Raw genomic sequence first — 6,704 nt, 5'->3', positions numbered from 1 at the left:
ATACCGGGACAGATGACAATTCTTTGCTGCTTACTTCTGAATCTTTTGTACTGCTGAATTCCGCTGAAACTTGAACGTCTTCCTAGTCAGTTGGGGACAGAGTAATTCGCCGCCTTCGCGGCTCACAAACTCTGTCCCACAAACCGGACCATTAGTTGGGGACAGAGTAATTCGCCGCCTTCGCGACTCACAAACTCTGTCCCACAATCAACAAGGCGTCTGTCCAGCGCGACTTAATCTCTTTCGAGGTCAATGTCGATACCCAGCGAGCGGATTTCCTTCACCAACACGTTGAAGGATTCCGGCATGCCGGCGTCGATCACGTGATCGCCCTTGACCAGGTTTTCGTACACCTTGGTACGGCCGTTCACGTCGTCCGACTTCACGGTCAGCATCTCTTGCAGCACGTACGATGCACCGTAAGCTTCCAGCGCCCAGACTTCCATTTCGCCGAAACGCTGACCGCCGAACTGCGCTTTGCCGCCCAGCGGTTGCTGCGTAACCAGCGAGTAAGGACCGGTCGAACGCGCGTGCATCTTGTCGTCGACCAGATGGTGCAGCTTCAGCACGTGCATGTAACCGACAGTGACGGTGCGCTCAAACGCTTCACCGGTGCGCCCGTCGTACATCGTGACCTGGTTCTTCGAAGGCGTCATGCCGAGCTGCTTGGCGATGTGATCCGGGTATGCCAGATCCAGCATGCGGCGGATCTCATCTTCGTGCGCGCCATCGAACACCGGCGTTGCGAACGGCACGCCATATTTCAAGTTGCTTGCCAGTTCCAGGATCTCGTCATCGGAGAAGCTATCGAGGTCTTCGGATTTGCCGGATTCGTTGTAAATCGTTTTCAAGAATTTACGCAGTTCGGCTGCCTTTGCCTGCGCCTTCAGCATTTCACCAATACGCAGACCCAAACCTTTTGCCGCCCAACCCAAGTGAACTTCCAGCACCTGACCGACGTTCATACGCGACGGCACGCCCAGCGGATTCAGCACGATGTCAGCCGGCGTACCGTCTGCCATGTATGGCATGTCTTCGACCGGCACGATGCGCGACACCACACCCTTGTTGCCGTGACGACCTGCCATCTTGTCGCCAGGCTGCAGGCGACGCTTGACCGCGAGGTAAACCTTGACCATCTTCTGCACGCCTGGCGGCAGTTCGTCGCCTTGCGTCAGCTTCTTGCGCTTCTCTTCGAAAGCGAGGTCGAACTGGTGGCGCTTCTCGGCGATCGATTCCTTGATCGCTTCCAGCGCGTTCGCTGCGTCGTCGTCAGCAGGACGAATGTCGAACCAGTGGTATTTGTCCAGGTCAGCCAGATAGTCCTTGGTGATCTTGGCGCCCTTGGCGATCTTCTTCGGACCGCCGTTGACCACTTTGCCGATCAGCATTTTTTCCAGACGCTGGAAAGCATCGCCTTCGACGATACGCAGCTGGTCGTTCAGATCCAGGCGATAGCGCTGCAGTTCATCGTCGATGATCTGTTGCGCGCGCTTGTCACGCTGGATACCTTCACGCGTGAAGACTTGCACGTCGATGACGGTCCCGACCATGCCGGATGGAACGCGTAGCGACGTATCTTTCACGTCAGATGCTTTTTCACCGAAGATCGCGCGCAGCAGTTTCTCTTCCGGCGTCAGCTGCGTTTCACCCTTCGGCGTCACTTTACCGACCAGCGTGTCGCCAGCGGTGACTTCTGCACCGATGTAAACGATGCCGGACTCATCCAGACGCGCCAGCTGGTTTTCAGCCAGGTTCGAGATATCGCGCGTGATTTCTTCTGCGCCCAGCTTGGTGTCACGTGCGACGACCGACAGCTCTTCGATGTGAATCGAGGTGTAGCGATCGTCAGCCACGACTTTCTCCGAGATCAGGATCGAATCTTCGAAGTTGTATCCGTTCCACGGCATGAATGCCACGAGCATGTTCTGACCCAGCGCCAGTTCACCCAGGTCGGTCGATGCGCCGTCGGCGATCACGTCGCCGCGTGCAACGCGATCGCCCACTTGCACGATCGGACGCTGGTTGATGTTGGTGTTCTGGTTCGAACGCGTGTACTTGATCAGGTTGTAGATGTCGACACCGACTTCGCCCGCTGCCGCTTCATCGTCATTGACACGAATCACGACGCGGCCTGCGTCGATGTAATCGACCACACCGCCGCGCAACGCCTGCACCGTGGTGCCGGAGTCGACTGCAACAGTACGTTCGATACCGGTACCGACGAATGCTTTTTCAGGGCGCAGGCAAGGGACAGCCTGGCGTTGCATGTTGGCACCCATCAATGCGCGGTTCGCGTCATCGTGTTCGAGGAACGGAATCAGCGAAGCTGCAACCGACACGACCTGACCCGGCGCCACGTCCATGTACTGGACGCGCTCAGGCGAGACCAGGATGGTTTCGCCGGCTTCACGTGCCGACACCAGTTCATCGGACAGCTGACCGGATTTGTCGATCGTCGCGTTCGCCTGGGCGATGATGTAACGGCCTTCTTCGATCGCCGACAGGTAATCGATCTGGTTCGTGACCTTGCTGTTTTCAACCTTGCGGTACGGCGTTTCGAGGAAGCCGTACTCGTTCAGGCGTGCATACAATGCCAGCGAGTTGATCAGACCGATGTTCGGGCCTTCCGGCGTTTCGATCGGGCACACGCGGCCGTAGTGCGTCGGGTGCACGTCGCGCACCTCGAAGCCTGCGCGCTCGCGGGTCAGACCGCCAGGACCCAGTGCGGAGACGCGACGCTTGTGCGTGATCTCGGACAGCGGGTTGGTCTGGTCCATGAACTGCGACAGCTGCGAGGAACCGAAGAATTCGCGGATCGCTGCCGAGATCGGCTTGGAATTGATCAGGTCATGCGGCATCAGGTTGTCAGCCTCGGCTTGGCCGAGACGTTCCTTGACAGCGCGCTCGACACGCACCAAGCCGGCACGGAACTGGTTTTCCGCCAGTTCGCCAACGCAACGCACGCGGCGATTACCAAGGTGATCGATATCGTCGACTTCGCCGCGGCCATTGCGCAGCTCGACCAGGATTTTGATCACGGCCAGGATGTCGTCATTCGACAGCGTCATCGGACCGGTCAGCTCGTCGCGGCCGACGCGGCGGTTGAACTTCATGCGGCCAACTGCCGACAGATCGTAACGATCGGCGTTATAGAACAGGCCGTTGAACAGCGCTTCCACCGAATCCTCGGTTGGCGGTTCGCCCGGACGCATCATGCGGTAGATCGCGACGCGCGCAGCCATCTGGTCGGCGGTGTCGTCAATGCGCAAGGTTTGCGAAATGTAGGCGCCCTGATCCAGGTCGTTCGTATACAGCGTCTGGATGCTGTCGACCTTGGCTTCGCGCAGTTTGGCCAGCACGTCTTCGGTCAACTCGTCGTTGGCATTGGCGATCACTTCGCCGGTATCGCCGTCGACGATGTTCTTCGCCAATACGCGTCCCAGCAGATAGTCTTCCGGCACCGAAATGTGCTTGATGCCCGCGCCTTCAATATCGCGGACATGCTTGCTGTTGATACGCTTGTCTTTCGCAACCAGCACCTTGCCCGACTTGTCGGCGATGTCGAAACGCGCAACCTCTCCGCGCAGACGCTCGGCGACGAATTCCATTTCCGCGCCTTCTTCACGCAGCTTAAAGTTATCGAAGACGAAGAAGTTTTCGAGAATCTGCTCCGGCGTCATGCCGATTGCTTTCAGCAGGATCGTGACCGGCATCTTGCGGCGGCGGTCGACACGGAAGAACAGAATGTCTTTCGGGTCGAATTCGTAATCGAGCCACGAACCGCGGTAAGGAATGATGCGCGCCGAAAACAGCAGCTTGCCGGACGAGTGCGTCTTGCCGCGGTCATGTTCAAAGAACACGCCCGGCGAACGATGCAACTGTGACACGATCACACGCTCAGTACCGTTGATCACGAAGGAACCGGTGGTCGTCATCAGCGGCAATTCGCCCATGTAGACTTCCTGCTCCTTCATTTCCTTCACGACCGGCTTGGTCGGCGATTCCTTGTCCAGGATCACCAGGCGCACCTTGGCGCGCAATGGCGATGCGTAGGTCAGGCCGCGCTGCTGGCATTCCTTGACGTCGAACGGCGGATCGCCGAGTACATACGACAGGAATTCGAGGCGCGCAAAACCATTGTGCGACACGATAGGGAAAATCGACGAAAAAGCGGATTGCAAGCCTTCATTCTTGCGTTGGGACGGGATTTTGTCCGCTTGCAGGAAGCTCAGGTATGACTCGAGCTGCGTGGCAAGCAGGAACGGAACGTTGTGGACGTTAGCGCGTTTCGCAAACGACTTGCGAATGCGCTTCTTCTCAGTAAATGAGTAGTGCATGGACACTCCGTGAGTGACAGGGGGAAAGGATGGAGATTTCAGGGCTCAATGCTTGCAATGGCGCAAAATTGCCATTCGTGCATTAAAACCTCAAATTTCGGTCCTCGAAAAACGCAAAGAGCTCACCAGATTACATCAAGTCGATCGGGCTTGCCGCCAACGCTCAAAAACGACAAAGGAGCCAAAGCCGAACCGCCCTTCCGGGCAGTTCCGTGCTTTGACTCGGGTACTACAAAGATGCGACGGGCGCAGAAATCAAAATTACTTGAGATCTGCTTTCGCGCCAGCTTCTTCCAGTTTTTTCTTCGCTGCTTCTGCGTCTGCTTTGGCGATGCCTTCTTTGACTGGCTTCGGTGCACCGTCGACCAGATCCTTGGCTTCTTTCAGGCCCAGACCGGTGATTTCGCGAACTGCCTTGATGACGCCGACTTTGTTTGCGCCAACTTCGGACAGAACAACCGTGAATTCGGTTTGTTCTTCAGCTGCTGCTGCGCCACCTGCTGCGCCGCCTGCTGGACCAGCAACGGCCATTGCAGCTGCGGACACGCCGAATTTTTCTTCGAATGCTTTAACCAGATCGTTCAGATCCATTACGGACATCGCGCCTACGGCTTCCAGGATGTCGTCTTTGCTAATTGCCATGTGAAACTCCTAAATTTTGTTGAATACCATCGAGATTGGTTTGACAGAAACCGAAACAGCCCGCGAATGACGCGGAATTACGCCGCTTCTGCTTCTTTTTTGGCTGCCAGAGCAGCCAAGCCACGTGCAAAGCCGGAAACCGGAGCCTGCATGATGCCCATAAGCTGGGCAATGAGGACTTCACGGCTCGGAATGTTGGCCAACGCTGCAACACCCGCCTTATCGAGCGGTTTGCCTGCGTAATTGCCTGCCTTGACGACCAGCTTGTCGTTGGTTTTGGCAAAGTCGCTGATGACTTTTGCTGCTGCAACGGCATCGTCCGAGATCGAATAAATCAACGGACCGGTCATTTCGGAGGCGAGACCAGCAAACGCAGTGCCTTCGACAGCGCGACGAGCGAGCGTGTTTTTCAACACGCGCAGGTACACGCCTTCGGCACGCGCTTTGGCGCGCAGTTGTGTCAAGTTACCAACCTGGATGCCACGATATTCGGCCACGACGATGGTCTGTGCCGATGCTACCTTGGCAGAGATCTCCGCAACGACGGCCTTTTTGTCATTCAGATTGAGACTCAAGATCAACCTCCAAAAATGATGCTCGGCTCCTGCGCAGCCATGATTGGCTGCCTGCCTTGCATCGGTTCGAACACGGCGTCCGAAGTTAGGAGTCCATACTGGCAAAACCAGCAAGAGAGCTGCAAAACTTGTTCGGGTACACCATCTGCGCTGGGTATCGATCGTTGCCGATTCGACGTTTACCTTTGTGCACCATCCTGCATGCACGCCGCCCAACGGTCTTTGATTGCCTGAAGCCCTTTAATCAGCTGGGGACAGCGTATCGCTACGCTTAACTTTGTCCCGCAAAAGAAATAACGGCTTCAGCCCAAAGATGCGCCCGCCGCACGCGACGGGACTTGATTCTGATACTTAGGCGCTCAGCGTCGTTTGATCGATGCGCACACCTGCACCCATCGTCGACGACAGCGAAACCTTGCGCAGGTATACGCCTTTGCTGGTTGCCGGCTTGGCCTTGTTCAAGGCGTCGATCAAAGCCAGCAGGTTGGATTTCAGCGCTTCGTCCGAGAACGACTTGCGGCCGATCGTGGCGTGGATGATGCCAGCCTTGTCAGTACGGTATTGCACCTGACCGGCTTTCGCATTCTTGACCGCACCCGCGACGTCCGGCGTAACCGTGCCGACTTTCGGGTTCGGCATCATGCCGCGCGGGCCGAGGATTTGGCCCAAGGTACCGACGATACGCATCGTATCTGGGGACGCGATGACGATATCAAAAGGCATGTCGCCCGCCTTGATGCGGTCAGCCAGATCTTCCATGCCGACGATGTCTGCACCGGCGGCTTTCGCCTGCTCGGCCTTTTCACCGCTTGCGAAAACAGCAACGCGGACGGTCTTACCGGTGCCGGCTGGCAGCACAACGGAGCCGCGCACAACCTGGTCCGACTTCTTGGCGTCAACGCCCAGTTGCACGGAAATGTCGATCGATTCGTCGAACTTGGCCGATGCGCATTCCTTGATCAGCGCGACAGCGTTGTCGAACGGATAGGCTTTGGTGCGATCGACCTTGGCTTTGATTGCCTTGACGCGTTTGGATAACTTAGCCATTACAGACCCTCCACCGTGATACCCATCGAACGCGCGGAACCGGCGATCGTGCGGACGGCCGCTTCCAGATCGGCAGCGGTCAGGTCCGGGGTTTTCAATT

Annotated in this window: 4 protein-coding genes and 1 pseudogene; all 5 read right to left on the bottom strand. The window is 57.1% G+C overall.

Annotated elements, in window-relative coordinates:
• Positions 1-233: 233 nt before the first annotated feature.
• Positions 234-4,340 carry a DNA-directed RNA polymerase subunit beta gene (gene rpoB / locus VN114_RS03865; RefSeq protein ID WP_325512179.1) on the bottom strand — a complete coding sequence of 1,369 codons (4,107 nt, stop codon included), beginning with the start codon at positions 4,338-4,340 and terminating at the stop codon, positions 234-236.
• Positions 4,341-4,601: 261 nt separating this feature from the next.
• Positions 4,602-4,982 (bottom strand): 50S ribosomal protein L7/L12, encoded by a 381-nt coding sequence (rplL, locus tag VN114_RS03860; RefSeq protein ID WP_325512177.1) that lies wholly within the window; start codon positions 4,980-4,982, stop codon positions 4,602-4,604.
• Positions 4,983-5,059: 77 nt separating this feature from the next.
• The gene (gene rplJ, locus VN114_RS03855; protein WP_325512175.1) at positions 5,060-5,557 is read right to left on the bottom strand and encodes a 50S ribosomal protein L10; all 498 of its coding nucleotides are present in this window, start codon (positions 5,555-5,557) and stop codon (positions 5,060-5,062) included.
• A gap of 351 nt (positions 5,558-5,908) precedes the next feature.
• Complete coding sequence (rplA, locus tag VN114_RS03850; protein WP_325512173.1) at positions 5,909-6,604, bottom strand: 50S ribosomal protein L1; 696 nt, start codon at positions 6,602-6,604, stop codon at positions 5,909-5,911.
• A pseudogene (rplK, locus tag VN114_RS03845) lies at positions 6,604-6,704 on the bottom strand (50S ribosomal protein L11); the annotation flags it as partial. The pseudogene rplK and the gene rplA, both read right to left, overlap by 1 nt.

The organism is Oxalicibacterium sp., from assembly GCF_035565035.1.
GTDB lineage: Bacteria > Pseudomonadota > Gammaproteobacteria > Burkholderiales > Burkholderiaceae_D > Oxalicibacterium.
This window is presented reverse-complemented; position numbering and strand designations above follow the sequence as displayed.